The sequence below is a fragment of the Pantoea sp. At-9b genome (assembly GCF_000175935.2).
Classification (GTDB): Bacteria; Pseudomonadota; Gammaproteobacteria; order Enterobacterales; family Enterobacteriaceae; genus Pantoea.
Window position 1 is genome coordinate 207,463 of sequence record NC_014838.1, and the last position, 14,127, is coordinate 221,589.

14 protein-coding genes and 1 riboswitch are annotated in these 14,127 nt (G+C 57.3%); of the genes, 11 read left to right on the forward strand and 3 right to left on the reverse strand.

The window, feature by feature from the left end:
- Positions 1-29 precede the first annotated feature (29 nt).
- Positions 30-1,028 carry an inositol 2-dehydrogenase gene (iolG, locus tag PAT9B_RS21210; RefSeq protein WP_013511323.1) on the reverse strand — a complete coding sequence of 333 codons (999 nt, stop codon included), beginning with the start codon at positions 1,026-1,028 and terminating at the stop codon, positions 30-32.
- A 236-nt stretch (positions 1,029-1,264) separates the two neighbouring features.
- Between iolG and PAT9B_RS21215 the strand changes: the two genes are divergently transcribed.
- The 9 genes from PAT9B_RS21215 to fepB all read left to right on the forward strand — a co-directional run bounded on the left by PAT9B_RS21215 (position 1,265) and on the right by fepB (position 9,086).
- Positions 1,265-2,290, forward strand: coding sequence for a LacI family DNA-binding transcriptional regulator (locus PAT9B_RS21215; protein ID WP_013511324.1), 1,026 nt, complete (start codon positions 1,265-1,267; stop codon positions 2,288-2,290).
- Positions 2,291-2,521: 231 nt separating this feature from the next.
- A riboswitch (TPP riboswitch) is annotated at positions 2,522-2,641 on the forward strand.
- 128 nt (positions 2,642-2,769) lie between these two features.
- Positions 2,770-3,714, forward strand: coding sequence for an FAD-dependent oxidoreductase (locus tag PAT9B_RS21220; RefSeq protein ID WP_013511325.1), 945 nt, complete (start codon positions 2,770-2,772; stop codon positions 3,712-3,714).
- Complete coding sequence (gene thiS, locus PAT9B_RS21225; protein WP_013511326.1) at positions 3,698-3,895, forward strand: sulfur carrier protein ThiS; 198 nt, start codon at positions 3,698-3,700, stop codon at positions 3,893-3,895. Before PAT9B_RS21220 ends, thiS begins: the two co-directional genes overlap by 17 nt.
- Before the next feature lie 2 nt (positions 3,896-3,897).
- Positions 3,898-4,665: a thiazole synthase gene (locus PAT9B_RS21230; RefSeq protein ID WP_013511327.1), complete on the forward strand. Its 768-nt coding sequence runs from the start codon at positions 3,898-3,900 to the stop codon at positions 4,663-4,665.
- 2 nt (positions 4,666-4,667) lie between these two features.
- Positions 4,668-5,636 carry a HesA/MoeB/ThiF family protein gene (locus PAT9B_RS21235; protein ID WP_013511328.1) on the forward strand — a complete coding sequence of 323 codons (969 nt, stop codon included), beginning with the start codon at positions 4,668-4,670 and terminating at the stop codon, positions 5,634-5,636.
- Positions 5,633-6,352, forward strand: a complete 720-nt coding sequence (locus PAT9B_RS21240) for an ABC transporter ATP-binding protein (RefSeq protein ID WP_013511329.1) — start codon at positions 5,633-5,635, stop codon at positions 6,350-6,352. The genes PAT9B_RS21235 and PAT9B_RS21240 overlap by 4 nt, the downstream gene beginning before the upstream one ends.
- Positions 6,333-7,070 carry an ABC transporter permease gene (locus tag PAT9B_RS21245; RefSeq protein ID WP_013511330.1) on the forward strand — a complete coding sequence of 246 codons (738 nt, stop codon included), beginning with the start codon at positions 6,333-6,335 and terminating at the stop codon, positions 7,068-7,070. Before PAT9B_RS21240 ends, PAT9B_RS21245 begins: the two co-directional genes overlap by 20 nt.
- A 9-nt stretch (positions 7,071-7,079) precedes the next feature.
- On the forward strand, positions 7,080-8,012 hold the full coding sequence (locus PAT9B_RS21250) for an ABC transporter substrate-binding protein (RefSeq protein WP_013511331.1): 933 nt from the start codon (positions 7,080-7,082) through the stop codon (positions 8,010-8,012).
- A gap of 117 nt (positions 8,013-8,129) precedes the next feature.
- Positions 8,130-9,086 (forward strand): Fe2+-enterobactin ABC transporter substrate-binding protein, encoded by a 957-nt coding sequence (fepB, locus tag PAT9B_RS21255; protein WP_013511332.1) that lies wholly within the window; start codon positions 8,130-8,132, stop codon positions 9,084-9,086.
- On the opposite strand, the gene fes is transcribed toward fepB, so the two are convergent.
- On the reverse strand, positions 9,039-10,358 hold the full coding sequence (gene fes, locus PAT9B_RS21260; protein ID WP_013511333.1) for an enterochelin esterase: 1,320 nt from the start codon (positions 10,356-10,358) through the stop codon (positions 9,039-9,041). The genes fepB and fes overlap by 48 nt on opposite strands.
- A 372-nt stretch (positions 10,359-10,730) precedes the next feature.
- Between fes and PAT9B_RS21265 the strand changes: the two genes are divergently transcribed.
- Together PAT9B_RS21265 and PAT9B_RS21270 are read left to right on the forward strand one after the other, a co-directional pair.
- Complete coding sequence (locus tag PAT9B_RS21265) at positions 10,731-12,824, forward strand: TonB-dependent siderophore receptor (protein ID WP_223300496.1); 2,094 nt, start codon at positions 10,731-10,733, stop codon at positions 12,822-12,824.
- A 181-nt stretch (positions 12,825-13,005) separates the two neighbouring features.
- Complete coding sequence (locus tag PAT9B_RS21270) at positions 13,006-13,446, forward strand: hypothetical protein (protein ID WP_013511335.1); 441 nt, start codon at positions 13,006-13,008, stop codon at positions 13,444-13,446.
- A gap of 39 nt (positions 13,447-13,485) precedes the next feature.
- Here PAT9B_RS21270 and PAT9B_RS21275 read toward each other — a convergent pair whose 3' ends face one another.
- Entirely contained in the window at positions 13,486-14,118 is a 633-nt protein-coding gene (locus PAT9B_RS21275; RefSeq protein ID WP_013511336.1) for a LysE family translocator, read from the reverse strand.
- Between the last annotated feature and the right edge of the window lie 9 nt (positions 14,119-14,127).

The window sequence follows — 14,127 nt, forward strand, 5'->3', positions numbered from 1 at the left end:
AGGCCTCAGTGCCTCCCTGTTCGTGCGACTTACAACAGCGATGCCGGGGCCACGGGTTTGCCGGTTTTTAACGATTCCAGCGCCGCATCAGCCAGCAGCAAAGCCTGCAACCCATCATTCCCACCCGGGTATTCACCTTCACCCTGTGCCAGTGCGTTGATAAAGGCCGCCAGTTCGTTGCGATAGGCTTCGGCGTAGCGTTGCAGGAAAAAGTGTTGCGGTTTTTGTGCGACCACCCCCGATGCGACCGACTTCACCAACTGGCTTTCCAGTTGATTGGTCACCGCCAACATACCCTCGCTGCCATGCACCTCAATGCGTTGATCATAGCCATAACTGGCACGACGGCTGTTGGTGATCACCGCCATTTTGCCGCTGGCGCAGGTCAGGGTGACCACTGCGGTATCGACATCGCCCAACGCTTTAATGTGTGGATCAACCAGCGCGGCGGCAGAGGCAAACACCGACACCGGCTCTTCATCCAGTAACCAGCGCGCCATATCGAAATCATGAATCGTCATATCACGGAACAAACCACCGGAAACCTTTACGTATTCCGGCGGCGGTGCACCCGGATCGCGCGAGCTGATGGTCACCAGCTCGGTGCTGCCAATTTCCCCGGCGCGCAGGCTTGATTGCAGGTGCGCCATGCTGGGATCAAAACGCCGGTTAAAACCAATCATCAACGGCACACCCGCTTGCCGCACCGTAGCAAGGCAGCTCTGCACGCGAGTCAGGCTGAGATCGACCGGCTTTTCACAGAAGATGGCTTTGTTCGCGCGCGCTGCCGCTTCAATCAAATCGGCATGGGTGTTGGTCGCGCTACAAATCGCCACCAAATCGATACTGCTGTCTGCCAGGATGGTCGCGAGGTCAGCAACTGTCGCGCCATATTTCTCCGCCAGCGCCGTCGCTGCCGGGGCATAGACATCCATGACATACGCCAGCCGACATTGCGGGTGGGCGGCGATATTACCTGCGTGGATCTGGCCGATACGACCGGCTCCCAATAAAGCGACATTCAACATGGGTTGTTCCTCGGGGATAGAAAGGCAGTGGCGCTATTAATCGACACGGGTGCAGATCAAGTCAAAACAAAGCCCCGGCGGCATGATGAATTGATGAGGCAGATCACATGAATTTTTGAGGTGATAAACCTCAAAATCCGACAATGTGATTGATTTCATGTGGTTGATTGGTTTTGCTTTTTGCCCGGATGAACCGATACTGTTTGCCTGTGAGGTTAATGACATCAGGACAGGCCATGAAACAACATCACTGGAAATCGCCGTCGATCAAACACATCGCGCAGGAAGCCAGGGTCAGTCCCGCCACCGTTGATCGGGTACTGAACGGGCGCGAAGGTGTGCGAGACGTGACGCGCAAAAAAGTGGAAAGCGCAATGGCGCGGCTGGGGCTGAACGCAGTAACCGGCGGCACCGTTGCCAACCGAACGCGCATTGCCATTATTTGCGAGTCGGGTTCCAGCTTTCTTAGCCAACTGGAACGCCAGGCACGCGCCGCGATCGGTGATCATCCCCAGCTCCATTTCAGCCTCGATACCGTGCCAAATGTGCAATTCAACGCTGAGCGCTTCAGCCAGCTGATTACCCGCCGAGCTGCCGAATGCAGCGGCATCATTCTGGTCTGCCGCGACGAGGTAAAAATTAATCGTGCGGTCAAGGCGGCAATTGATGATGGCGTGCCGGTCATTTGCCTGACCAGCGACCTACCCAACTCGCGACGTACTGCCTATGTCGGGATCGATCAGGTCGCTGCCGGAGCGACGGCGGGCTGGTTTATGGGCCGGATGCTGCCCGCGCAGCAGCCAGGTCACATTCTGCTGATCTGTAGCTCGACCTATCGAACCCAGGAGGAGCGCGAGATTGGTTTTCGCCGTGTGCTGCGCGAGGCATTTCCCTGGTTGACGATTCGCGACCGGGTCAATATCAACGACGAAGCGGAAACCGCCTATCTCAGCGTGAAAAAGTGGCTGGAACGGGGCAATCCGCTGGCTGGCATTTACAACACCGCAGGCGGTAACGAAGGAGTGGCGCGGGCGCTGACTGATTTTGGCGTTAAGGATCAGGTGATGTTTATCGGCCATGAACTGAGTGAATCGAGCCGCTTGCTGCTGGAAAACGGCACCATGGATTTGGTGCTCGGCCATGATATTCGGCGTGAGATCGATCTTTGCCTCGCCATGTTGCAGCAACCGGGCAGAGGCCAGTTGTTCAATGATATCAAAATCCCGTTGCTCATCTGGCATCGCTATTCCTATTTTGCCTGACGCTTCAGGGGCAAAACACCACCCATAAAATAATCACGCCGAACACGCACACCAGAATGGCTGAAATGATTGAATCAGCACACATAATTTATCTGCCGGATTTCAGGATGAAGAGAGGAGATTACACGCAAATCGTGGAGAAAAATGGATGAACCTGAAACAGGGAATTTTTAAAGGTTAGGCTTTGTTGCCGGGCTTACACTTGACGTAGCCTGGCTGCTGCAATACAAATAGACGCGTCGGGGGAGTCTCGCCTAAGAGACTGAGAGGCTAAAAGCGCACTGCGCGGCTTAGCGACCCTTTGAACCTGACCCAGTTGATACTGGCGTAGGAAGACTGACAGCCTGCCATTCTGGCTGTCTGACATCGGGACGTTTTTCCGTTGCGCGTGTCATTTCCCTCCTCCTGTATCCCGGGTCTCAGTGCGAAAACTGAGAGGCCGATGTGAATTTTCCCTTTTATGTTACGGAATACCCGCTATGAGCCGCTGGTCTGTCCTCGGTGGCGGTGTTGCGGGCCTGTGCGTGGCGACCTTACTCGCTGAACGCGGTGAACAGCTTGAAGTGATCAGCGATGAGTCGCGCCCGCCCGCTTCTTGGTTTGCCGGTGGCATGTTGGCACCCTGGTGTGAAGCAGAGAGCGCACCACGCGCTGTTATCGACCTGGGCCAGCAGGCTGCCGCCTGGTGGCAGCAGCGCGTCAGCAGCGTTGAACATCAGGGCACGCTGGTGGTGGCTCCGCCACGCGATAGCCAGGAACTGAGTCGTTTTGCACGCATGACCGAGCAACATCAATGGATTGACCCGGCAGAGGTGGAACCGGCCCTTGCCGGGCGCTTTGCCCGTGGTCTGTTTTTTGCGCGCGAAGCCCATCTCGATCCTCGCCTGGCGCTGGTGGAAATGCGTGAGAAATTGCAGCAGCGTGGGGTGGCTTTCCACCACGGGAAACCAACCGGGCAGGTGATTGACTGCCGGGGAATTCATGCCGCAGCGGCATTGCCACGCTTGCGGGCGGTGCGGGGTGAAATGCTGATTTTGCACAGCGATGACGTGCGCTTCTCGCGACCGATCCGCCTGCTGCATCCGCGCTTTCCCTGTTACCTGGTACCGCGTCGCGCGGGGCATTTTATGCTCGGTGCCACCATGGTTGAGAGCCACGATGCCAGCCCGATCAGCGCCCGCGCGATGATGGAGCTGCTTAGCGCGGCTTATGCCATCCACCCGGCGTTGGCCGAAGCGCGCATCGTTGAAAGTGCCAGCGGTTTGCGTCCGGCTTACCCGGCGAATCTGCCGGAAATCCACTATCAAAACGGTACGTTTTACCTCAACGGTATGTATCGCCACGGCTTCCTGCTGGCCCCGCTGCTGGCGGAGCAACTGATGCTGCGTTTAACCTCGGAACCCCTTCATGAATATTCAGCTTAATGGCCGCCCGGTGCTGACGGCGGCCCGTACCCTGAGTGAGTTGCTGCGCGAACAGCAAATTGACGCGGCCTGCGTGGCAACGGCCTTCAACGGCCATTTTGTACCCAAAACCCAGTACGACAGCCAGCAACTGGAAGAAGGCTGTCAACTGGAAGTGCTATCACCGATGCAGGGGGGTTAACGATGTTTTATGGCTTTGAACCGCAATCACGCTTCCTGCTGGGCACCGCAGGTTATCCCTCTCCGGCGATTTTACAGCAGGCGATTGCGGCGGCTGGCAGCGAAATCATTACCGTCAGCCTGCGACGTGAAGGGGCTGCGGGTATGGCTTTCCGCGAACTGCTGACGCAGCTCGACTTACGCGTGTTGCCGAATACCGCCGGATGCCACACGGTGCAGGAAGCCGTGACCACGGCGCAGATGGCCCGCGAATTGTTTAACACCCCGTGGATCAAGCTGGAGGTGATTGGCCATGCTGATACGTTGCAACCTGATCCTTTCGCGCTGGTGGAAGCGGCCCGCATCTTGTGTGCTGATGGTTTTCAGGTGTTCCCCTATACCACCGAGGATCTGATTGTCGGTGAAAAATTGCTTGAGGCGGGTTGTGAAGTCCTGATGCCGTGGGGCGCGCCGATTGGTTCCGGGCAGGGGCTGCGTAACATTGAAGGCCTGCGGGCCATGCGCGCCTGGTTCAGCGATGTTCCGCTGATTATCGATGCCGGTATCGGTGCGCCATCGCAGGCGGCGCAGGCGATGGAGCTGGGCTTTGATGCCATTCTGCTCAATACCGCAGTGGCAAAAGCGGGCGATCCAGTGCGGATGGCCGGGGCATTCCGCCAGGCAATCGAAGCCGGCAACGCCGCGTACCACGGGGGGCTGATGGAGCGGCGCGATATGGCTGCCGCCTCCACGCCGATCTTTGGTCTGGCGACCTTTGGCGGGGGACAGTAACGATGGATCGCTATCAACGTCAGATGATGTTGCCGGAAATCGGCGAGCAGGGCCAGCAGCGACTGAGCCAGGCGCGCGTGTTAGTGGTGGGGGCGGGTGGGCTGGGTTCCACGCTGCTACCGCTGTTGGTCGGGGCGGGCGTCGGTTATATCCGGCTGTACGACGACGATGACGTGGCACTGCATAATCTGCACCGACAAACCTTGTTTGATATGCAGGACGTGGCACAGCCGAAAGTCACCAGCGCACAACGCGCGTTGCTGCGGCGTAACCCGCTGGTGCGCGTGGAGCCGCTGCCGCTGCCGTTGACCGCCAGCAATGTGCAGCAGGCACTGCATAACATTGATCTGGTGATCGACGCAGCAGATAACTTCGCCGTGACGTATCAACTGTCAGACGCTTGCCATCCGCTCGGTATCCCGCTGATCAGCGCATCGGTGCTGGGGCGACAGGGTTATGTCGGCGGATTTTGCGCATCGGCCCCCAGCTACCGTGCGGTGTTCCCGCGTTTACCTGGCAGTGCTGCCAATTGCAACACCGCAGGGGTGATGGGACCGGCTGTCGCCGCGTTGGGCGCGTTGCAGGCGCAGATGGCACTCAGCGTGCTGTTGGGATTGGCACCGTCGCCGCTGGGTTGTCTGGTCAACTGCGACTTTGTGCACTGGCATTTTCGCCAGTTCCGTTTTGATGGTGCAGGAGAGCCGGATCAACCCGGCGTGCCCTTTATTGATGCCCGGTTACTCACCGCCGAGGATTGTATTGTCGAATTGCGTAGCCGTGAAGAAGCACCGGTCAGCGTGGCAGCCTGGGCGCAACGTATTTTGCCGCAGCAACTTGATGCGTGGCAGCCACCGGTTAACCAGCGCATTGTGCTGGTGTGCGCCAGCGGTATTCGTGCTGCCCAGGCTGCCACCGCGCTGGCGCAGCGTGGCTGTACCCGACTGGCCATCCTCGCGGCCAACCGACCATGAGCCAGGACATTACGCTACAGGATCTCAGCTTTGGCTGGGGAGGGCATCCGCTCTGTCAGCACCTCAATCTGCGCTTCCGCGGCGGTAAAACCACGGTGCTCCTCGGGCGCAGCGGCATTGGCAAAAGCACGTTGCTGCGCTTAGTAGCCGGTTTGCTCCAGCCGCAGCAGGGGGCTATTCGTGGCATTAGCGACAGCGTGGCGTGGATGGGACAGCAGGACTTGCTCTATCCGTGGCTGTCGGTGCAGGACAACGTGATGCTGGTGGCGCGCTTGAACGGAGAGAAGCCGGATCGCGCACGGGCCATGCATCTGCTGGAACAGGTCAAACTGGCCAGCGTGGCTCAGGCCACACCCGATACGCTTTCCGGCGGTATGCGGCAACGCGTGGCGCTGGCGCGCACCCTGTACGCCGGGCGTGATGTGGTGCTGATGGATGAACCCTTCGCCACCCTGGATGTGATGACCAAACTCAGCCTGCAAACCCTGACGGCAACCCTGCTACAGGGAAAAACCGTGCTGCTGGTGACGCATGATCCGCTGGAAGCCTGCCGCATGGCGGATGACATTTTGCTGCTGAGCGGTCAGCCGTTGTGCATCGAAACCTGGCCGGTACCGGGTGGCGCGGCACCGCGCAGACTCGATGATCCCGGCCTGTTGCAGGCGCAAGGCCAACTGTTTACCCGATTGAATCAAGATGAAGAAAAATCTGTTTAGCGCCGTCTATTTACTCGCGGTGTTGTTAAGTGCCTGGCTGCTGGCGCGCCACAGTGGCGTACCGAACTTCCTGCTGCCCGCACCGCAGGCGGTGCTGGCGGCGCTATGGCTGCATCGCGCACTGTTATGGCATCACCTGTTGTTCACGCTGGCGGAAATTGTACTGGCGTTGCTGCTGGGGGTGGGTGCCGGCATCGTTCTTGCGGTGTTGATGGCGGGCAGCCCGACGGTGCGGCGCTTGCTGTTTCCACTGGTCACCGCCAGCCAGGCGATCCCGGTGTTTGCGCTGGCCCCGCTGCTGGTGCTGTGGCTGGGATTTGGCATCGCATCAAAAGTGGTGGTGGCGGCATTGATCCTGTTCTTCCCGCTGTGCCTCTCGTTGTTTGATGGCCTGTGCCGCACGCCCCCCGGTTGGATCGAGCTGGCGCAAACGCTCAACGCTTCCCGTTTGCGCCTGTTCTGGCAGGTACGCTGGCCCGCCGCGCTGCCGCAATTTTTCTCCGGCTTACAGATGGCGGTGGTGCTGGCACCGATTGGCGTAGTGATTGGCGAATGGGTCGGAGCCAGCGAAGGGCTGGGCTACCTGATGATGCAGTCCAACGCCCGGCTGGAAACCGCCACCAGCTTTGCCGCGTTGTTGTTGTTACTGATTCTGGCGCTGCTGTTATCTGGCAGCGTCGCTCTGCTACGTAAAAAAACTCTCTGGCACTCAACATAAGGATGCATTTTGAAAAAGCTCGGTACGGTGATGACCGCTCTGCTGTTGTTGGCGACCTCCAGCGTTGCCCAGGCGAACGAAAAAGTTCGCCTGCTGCTCGACTGGTTCGTGAACCCGAATCATGCGGCCATTTTTGCCGCGCAATATAGCGGCGCGTTTAAAAAAGAGGGGCTGGATGTGGAGATGATCGCCCCGGCTGACTCCGCCTCAGTGCCACTGCTGCTGGCGGCCGGTAAAGCGGATCTGGCGATCAGCTATCAACCGCAGCTCTATACGCTGGTGGACAAAGACGTCCCGGTCATCCGCGTGGGCACGCTGATCAATCAGCCGCTGAATACCTTGACCAGCGTCTCCGGTGATATCCATTCACTCAAGGACTTTGCCGGGAAATCACTCGGTTATGCGATTCCGGGCTTTGAGGATGTGGCTATTCGCAACATGCTGAAATCACAAGGTGTTGATCCGGATTCGGTTAAACTGATCAACCTGAATATGGATGCCGTGTCGGCGCTGCTGACGCACAAAATTGACGGCGCAATGACGGTGTACCGCAACTATGAGTTGCTGGACCTGAAAGACAAAGGGGCGAAGCCGGTGGTGTTTAAACCGGAAGATTTTGGCGTACCGGCCTATGACGAGTTGATCATCCTGGCGAATCAGAAAACGGCGGCGCAGGATAAGCGCATCCCGGCATTTCTGCGCGGTCTGGATGCGGGTGTCGCCTGGCTGCGTGCCCATCCTGACCAGGCGTGGCAGGCATTTATTAAACAATACCCGGAGCTGAATACACCTCTTAATCATCAGGGCTGGCTGGCAACGTTGCCGTATTTTGCCAGCCACAGTGCCACGCTGGATACCCAGCGTTATCAGGCATTTGCCGCATATATGAAGGCGAATGGATTGATTCAGCAGGTGGCACCGATGACGCGTTATTCGTTGTAGTCCGTACACCGGTTGACCCTCATCCGCAGGCGGGTGAGGGCAGTCCTGATTTATCTTGCACCGTCAGATTTTATTGATAATGATATCCATTCTCAATATAACAACATGGATTATCTGATGCGTTCTCTGGGCCTGATCGTTACCCTTCTGTTGATTTGTCTGCACAGCGCGCACGCCAACTGGCCGCGTACACTGCAAACCCCGCTCGGGCCGTTTACCCTACAGCATTTACCCAAACGCATTGTTTCTACCAGCGTGACGTTGACGGGGACGCTGTTAGCCATCGACGCACCTGTAGTGGGTTCCGGTGCCACCAGCCGCAACAGTACCGTGGCCGACGCGCAGGGTTTTTTCACCCAATGGGGAGCGGTGGCGCAGGCACGTCATGTTAAACCGCTGTATATCGGCCAGCCCGATGCGGAAACCATCGCAGCTCAAAACCCTGACTTGATCATCATCGCTGCGACCGGTGGCGATTCGGCATTGCGTTTGTATGACCAACTTTCCGCTATCGCGCCGGTGTTGGTAGTGGATTACGGTGATAAAAGCTGGCAGGCGCTGACGTTGCAACTGGGCAGCATAACCGGGCATGAGGAGGATGCGCGGCGGGTGATTGCGCAGTTTAATCAACGCGTGGCAACACTGCGCGCCACAATCAGTCTGCCGCCGCAACCCACCTCGGCACTGGTATATTACGAAGATGGGCGTGGTATGAACCTGTGGACTGCGGCATCGGCGCAGGGGGCGTTGTTGACCGAACTCGGTTTCACGCTGGCGCAACCACCGGCGGGCTTTCAGGGCAGCACCAGCATGGGAAAGCGTCATGATATCATTCAGTTGAACGGCGAAAACATGGCCGCAGGTGTCACCGGCAACAGCCTGCTACTGTTCGCGGCGGATGATGGCACGGTAGCACAGCTGATGAAGAATCCGTTTCTTGCCCACTTGACGGCGATACAGCAGCGTGCAGTGTTTGCCATGGGTAACGACACCTTTCGCCTCGACTTTTACAGCGCCAGCAATCTGCTAAACCACATCGAACGGCAATTCCGTACTGAGAAAGTCCGCCAGTAGCCAGCGGCAGCCATCGATCAAACCGCCGCGCCAGCACAGCGCATCGTGCCCGCCGTTGTAGCGCCGAAAATGCACGTGGTGCCCGGCCTGTTGCAGGGCGGGCAGCAGTTGCTGATTGACATACAACATGTCCGGCTCACGGTCACCCACCTCCTGAAAAATGGTTAATCTGCCCGTTGGCAAGGTTCCCTGTTGCAGTCGCTGCCAGAGCCACCCCGGGGGATGCTGATCTGCCTGTTCAGGTTTGAGGATGTAGTCCAGATTGGGCCACCAGAACGAACCGGATTGCGTCAGGATGCGGCCAAAGCGTTGCGGCCAGTGCAGCCCGGCATACAACGCTGCCAACCCGCCATAGCTCTGTCCTGCCACCAGCGTGCGATCGCCCTGATCGCTGAAGGCAACCTGTTGACGTGCCAACGGAATCAGTTCCCGGATGACCGCTTGCCAGAACCCTTCATTACAAGGCAGTTCAGCTTCGCGCTGCTGGCCATCAATGGCATCAATAAACAGCCAGCAGGCCGGGGGAAGCCGTCCGGCGCGGGTTTCTGCGTCGATCGCGCTAAAAATCGGCTGCCCGTGCACCCAGTTTTGTCCGTCAAGCAGGATAACCAGCGGCCGCTGCGTGGCTGGGTGACTCTCCCCGCTGGTGTACAGCCAGACGTTGCGGGTGATGCCCAACAAACGACTCTGCCAGTGCAGGCCATGCAAGGTGGGTGGTGTGTTATCGCTTTGTCCGTTATCAAACGCTTGCCAGGCTGACTGGTCAGGTGCGCTGGGCATGTGAGCGTTACTGAGCGCTACCCGGCGGCTACCGCGCAATGGCTGGTGCGGATTAAGCGGATCCGCCTGGGCCAGCGGCATCAGCGAGATCCACCAGGCGCGTTGTTGCTGGCGGCGCATCTCATCATCACCGCTGAATGCCGGTGGCAAGTGTGGCGTGGTGATGGGGATCAGGCTGTAGCTGCCACGCCAGTCAGTATCAATCCGTGTTGACCAGTGCCAAACATCACTGCTGCCCACCCGCGTCAGACTTTGCGGTGAGGTGCTGTGATGATCCGTGACGCCATTGATATCGATATACACCTGTCTGGTGTCAGCCTGCGTATCACGCCAGAAATAATGCATGCGAATCAGACCCTCTTCGGCGTTTTCCCGTATCGGGGTGCCGATTTGACGGATGCGCTGCCACCAGCTTTCCTCGCCGAAATCGGCCTGCGCCAGCAGGGATGACACACTGCCAGCGGCCAGACAGGCGTGCGCTTCATGAAACATTTCGCAATGACTCTCCATAAAGTCGTCATAGTCTTTACAATATAAAACGTAATGCAAATGCTATTGATAACAATTTACATTTGCAATATGATTTTTTCGTCCAATAAACCCGCTATTTTTCAGGTAATTATTCTATTACCTGTCTCAGGGCAGGGGATCAGGGCCATCAAATACTGATGATAATAATGTTTCAATCCGTTTCGGCCTTGGCTGTGAAGCGAAGGTTGAAGTGCGGGTTATTTCAATGACAAGGCAGTTTGAAATAAAGAGATGGCAACTATGTTTTTTAATGCAAGAAAACCGTCAATACCTGCTGTGGCCCTACCGTTCCGATTTTCCCCACTCTGGTTATCACTGGCCGCAACCTTACCGATGGCATCGGTTGCCTTCAGCGCAATGGCCGAAGAAACCTTAACCGTTAACGCCGATGTCCGCGAAGGTGTGGCAGCACCGCTGCCCGGCTACGTGGCGAAAGAGAGTGCCTCCGGCACCAAAACCGCTACCCCGCTGCGTAAAACTCCGCAATCGATTTCGGTGATCACCCGTGATCAGATGGATGATCAGGCGGCGGCCTCGGTTGCCGATGCGCTGAGCTACACCAGCGGCGTACTGACCAACTATCGCGGTAACTCCAACCGCAATGATGAAATCATCTCACGCGGCTTCCGCTATGCGCCGAAGTTCCTTGATGGCCTGAGCTACGGGCTGTCCGGTCAGGCTGGCGCGGCGGGGCAGATTGACCCCTGGTTGCTGGAGCGTGTGGAAATGGTGCACGGTCCGGCCTCGGTGCTTTATGGTCAGGTGAATCCCGGTGGGCTGATCAACATGACCAGCAAACGCCCGACAGCGGAAAGTATTCACAAGATCCAACTCAGCAGTGGCAACCAGCATTATGGCGAGGCGGCATTTGATTTTGGCGGCAAGCTGAACGATGACAATACCTTGTTCTATCGTCTCAACGGCCTCGCCAGCACCAAACATGAGTTTGTGCGTGATAACAAACAACAGCGTATCGCGATCGCGCCAGCACTGACCTGGCTGCCCAATGCTGATACCAGCTTTACCTTGCTGACCCTGTATCAGAACGAACCGAAGGCGGGGTATCGTAACTTCCTGCCCGCCAGCGGGACGGTGTTTAAGACCAGCGCCGGGTACATTCCTTATGATTTTAATGTCAGCGACCCGAGCTTTAACGAAGCGAAACGCGAGCAGACATCGGTCGGCTATATTTTTGAACATAATGTTAATGATGCCATCAGCTTCACGCAGAACCTGCGTTTCAGCGACATGGACGAGTCCTATAAATATCTGGTCTACACCTGGGATGCAGACAACGACCATTCGATTAACCGTCGTCCACAGCATGACAAAATCAAGTCCCAGGAGCTGGGGATTGATAACCAACTGAAAGCACAGTTTGATAGCGGCGAACTGGGTCATACCGTGCTGGCCGGGCTGGATTACAAATGGAGCGATGTTGACAGCAAACTGTGGCGTGACAGTGGCGACCAGTACATCCTCGACTGGGCAAACCCGACGCGTATCACCATTGATGAAAGCGATCTGGCGCTGGTGACCAGCACACGTAAGAAACTCGACCAGGTTGGGGTTTATGTGCAGGACCAACTGGAGTGGGACAACTGGAATCTGCTGCTATCCGGGCGTCATGACTGGAGTGAAGTACGCACGCAGGATCGAATCGAAGGCACGGATACCCAGCAAAATGACAGCAAGTTTACCGGTCGGGCGGGGCTGCTTTATGCCTTTGACAACGGTATCTCGCCTTATATCAGCTACAGCACCTCATTTGAGCCGAACCTCAACACGGGCGCGCCTGGCACGGATGCGTTTAAACCGACCACCGGTGAACAGACCGAAGTTGGCGTGAAGTATCAGCCTGTCGGGCTGGATGCGGTGTTCACCGTGTCGGCATTCGATATTACCCAGAAGAACATCTCCTCCTATAACAGCGAAATCGGTTATTACGAAGAGATCGGCAAGGTGCGTTCGAAAGGGATTGAGACCGAAGCCCATGCACAGATTACCCCGGAAATTAAACTGATTGCCGCATACACCTATACCGACGTGGTGACGAAAGCGAGCAACACCGCCGCACAGGTAGGGAAATCCCCGGCCAGCATTCCGCGCCATGCGGCGTCGGCCTGGGGCAGCTACAGCTTCCTGGACGGAGCCTTGCATGGCCTGACCCTGGGCAGTGGCGTGCGCTATACGGGCACCACCTGGGGTGACTCAGAAGGGGGCTTCAAAGTGCCGCATTACACCTTGTATGACGTGATGGCGAAGTATGAGCTGGGCGCAGCGGTGACGACGCTGCGTGGCACCACCCTACAGCTGAACGTCAACAACGTGGCGGATAAGCATTATGTCTCCTCGTGCAGCAATACCTCCGCCTGTTTTTATGGCAGTGGCCGTTCGATTGTGGCTTCCGTAAGTTATAGCTGGTAATGCGTTGACCCGGGTTCTGGGTCTCTCAGGCGGCGGGAAAACCGCCGCCTTTTGGCATTGCGTGCGCTGAAGCGTTGGGATCCTGTCTGAATTCGGAAAATACTGGAATTGTGTGACTGTCATCACTCCGCGTCACACGCTAAAATGAATCCTTCTCATTCAGAATAGGTTTTTCGTCACCATGCTTTCGCGTTTCACACTGGCCAGCCTGATGGCTGCAACATTACTGACAGGTTGCGCGCGCCACGCCACCAACGACACGGCTGCAACTCAGGCTCCTATCTCCAACAACGACATCGCATCGCCGTTCGAGCAAGGCCCGACGGTCATCAACGTTACCCATGAAGTGACGCGTACCGATGACGGCTCTGCGATTTATGTGACGGTAGATGGTCAGGATGCCGGTCTGCTGACAAAAGGCGAAGATAAACAGATCCACGTGTCTGCGGGTAAGCATAAAGTCGGTGGCTATGTGCAGACGCTGTTTGGATTTGGGCGTGTAACCATTCAGTCGGTCGATGTGACCACCGATCCGAAAGGCCCGAAAAACGTGGTGTACTCGGTGACCAAACAGAAACCGGCGTTTAGCGAAGTGGCAGATAACAAGCCAGGCAATTCCTGATAACCTTAGCGGCGCGAGTGATCGCGCCGTGATCATCCGTTAATTGCGGCTGAACACCAGTTTCAGCCCGGCAAGCGCAAAGCAGCAAGCCAACAAGGCGTCGAGACCGCGACGGATTTTACGGTAGAACGTCGCCATCGGTGCAGTGGAAAACAGCAGCGCATAGCCGCAAAACACCAGCACACAAATCCCGGCGCAGCCTGCAATGATGATCGGCAACGTGGCTGCCGCCGCTTCCGGTTTTAATGCCACCGACATGATCGCCACCCAGGTCAGAATGGCTTTGGGATTACCGACATGCATCAACAAACCCTGACGAAACATGCGACCATAGGGTGCGCGTACTTCGCTGCGCAGCGTCAACGCCATGGTATCCGGTTTACGCCACGCGGATCGCCCGGCTTTACTGGCCAGCCACAGCAGATAAAGCCCACCACCAATCTTTAGCACCAGCAGCAACTGTGCAAAGGTCGCGAGTACCGTGAGTACACCACAGGCCGCCAGCAGCGCCCATAGCAGTGAACCACCGATCACGCCGCCCGCCAATGCCAGGGCCGCACCCCGCCCCTGTTTCATCGCCGTACCCATAATCGCCATGTTGCTCGGACCCGGACTGGCGGTGGCAACAAAATAGGTGGTGTAGATCAACATCAGTTCGTGTGAAAGCGCCATAATTTCCTC

Coding starts and splice junctions, on each gene's coding strand:
- PAT9B_RS21245 (WP_013511330.1), top strand. CDS start 6,333: ATGAAGAAAAATCTGTTTAGCGCCGTCTATTTACTCGCGGTGTTGTTA.
- PAT9B_RS21240 (WP_013511329.1), top strand. CDS start 5,633: ATGAGCCAGGACATTACGCTACAGGATCTCAGCTTTGGCTGGGGAGGG.
- iolG (WP_013511323.1), bottom strand. CDS start 1,028: ATGTTGAATGTCGCTTTATTGGGAGCCGGTCGTATCGGCCAGATCCAC.
- PAT9B_RS21220 (WP_013511325.1), top strand. CDS start 2,770: ATGAGCCGCTGGTCTGTCCTCGGTGGCGGTGTTGCGGGCCTGTGCGTG.
- PAT9B_RS21235 (WP_013511328.1), top strand. CDS start 4,668: ATGGATCGCTATCAACGTCAGATGATGTTGCCGGAAATCGGCGAGCAG.
- PAT9B_RS21230 (WP_013511327.1), top strand. CDS start 3,898: ATGTTTTATGGCTTTGAACCGCAATCACGCTTCCTGCTGGGCACCGCA.
- fepB (WP_013511332.1), top strand. CDS start 8,130: ATGCGTTCTCTGGGCCTGATCGTTACCCTTCTGTTGATTTGTCTGCAC.
- PAT9B_RS21265 (WP_223300496.1), top strand. CDS start 10,731: ATGGCATCGGTTGCCTTCAGCGCAATGGCCGAAGAAACCTTAACCGTT.
- fes (WP_013511333.1), bottom strand. CDS start 10,358: ATGTTTCATGAAGCGCACGCCTGTCTGGCCGCTGGCAGTGTGTCATCC.
- PAT9B_RS21275 (WP_013511336.1), bottom strand. CDS start 14,118: ATGGCGCTTTCACACGAACTGATGTTGATCTACACCACCTATTTTGTT.
- PAT9B_RS21215 (WP_013511324.1), top strand. CDS start 1,265: ATGAAACAACATCACTGGAAATCGCCGTCGATCAAACACATCGCGCAG.
- thiS (WP_013511326.1), top strand. CDS start 3,698: ATGAATATTCAGCTTAATGGCCGCCCGGTGCTGACGGCGGCCCGTACC.
- PAT9B_RS21270 (WP_013511335.1), top strand. CDS start 13,006: ATGCTTTCGCGTTTCACACTGGCCAGCCTGATGGCTGCAACATTACTG.